At 56.8% G+C, this 901-nt stretch carries 2 protein-coding genes; both read left to right on the top strand.

Translation table 11 applies throughout. The features are described from left to right. The first annotated feature begins 262 nt into the window (after nt 1–262). The gene (locus KHO33_RS41905; protein WP_200568558.1) at nt 263–460 is read left to right on the top strand and encodes a hypothetical protein; all 198 of its coding nucleotides are present in this window, start codon (nt 263–265) and stop codon (nt 458–460) included. Nucleotides 461–686: 226 nt separating this feature from the next. Further along, nucleotides 687–901, top strand: a 215-nt coding sequence (phaP, locus tag KHO33_RS41900) for a TIGR01841 family phasin (RefSeq protein ID WP_211629347.1), incomplete at its 3' end; no start/stop codon positions are given.

The raw sequence follows: 901 nt of genomic DNA, 5'->3' as shown, positions 1-901 counted from the left end.
CGCGCACTGCTGCTTTTTTCACGCTTGAGCAAGCCGAACCAGCATGTTTTCATCTCTCAGATGAACGAGTACCTGTTCGCCTCCGCGAAAGGCCGCAGGCGGTTATTAATGCAATGGATGGCGGAGTAGTTGAACACCTCAACTCGCAAACCGCTTACCCAACACGTTTATATGCAGAAATGCGGTCTTGCTTCATGGACTGGCATTCGTCGTCGCAGGCAAGTCATGCTGGTATGCGAAACAGATAAAACAAGGAGACGCCATGCTGAGTTTTCGTGAAATTGCCACCCTGATGCTGGTCAAAGATGCGCCGGATCAGGTGGATCCGGATCGAGCGGAACTTGACGCGCTGCTGGCGCGTCGACTCGTCTCGCTTGAAAGGATGGCGTCCGGACAATCCCGCCTGTACGTCACAAGCGATGGCGATTCGATTCTCGCAGCCATCGCTCGCGGCCACTAGGCACGGCCTGTGCGTTGTGTACAAAGCCGTGGCGCCGTCACCGCACTCGTCACGAGCGTATAGCAACAGGGAAGGACAATTGTAGTCAATGCCATATGGACATGCCTCGTCCGCATAACAGCCGGAAAGTCTGTGCCGCGTCGAATGCTTCACTTGGTACGAGGTAGCCTGATTCATTCACCAACCCGCTGCTGCCGTAGCAGCAGCAAATTTCAAGAGGTCAACCATGGCGTTATCGAGTCCCGAGCAGGTCGTCGCTTCCCAGCGGGCCAGTCTCGACGCGTTCTTCGAACTGGGTAGCAAGTTCTTTGAAGGCGTGGAAAAACTGGTCGTACTGAACGCGCAGACCGTCAAGTCGACACTGGCCGAAGCCCAGGCGAGCGCGATGAAGGCGGCGGGCGCGAGCGCCCCCCATCAGTGGTTCGTGCCCCAGCCGGAGTT

Source organism: Paraburkholderia nemoris (genome assembly GCF_905221015.1).
Lineage (GTDB): Bacteria > Pseudomonadota > Gammaproteobacteria > Burkholderiales > Burkholderiaceae > Paraburkholderia > Paraburkholderia nemoris.
This window is presented reverse-complemented; position numbering and strand designations above follow the sequence as displayed.

What these genes read in the sequence shown, in the direction of transcription:
- KHO33_RS41905 (WP_200568558.1), top strand. Translation starts at nt 263, where the DNA reads ATGCTGAGTTTTCGTGAAATTGCCACCCTGATGCTGGTCAAAGATGCG.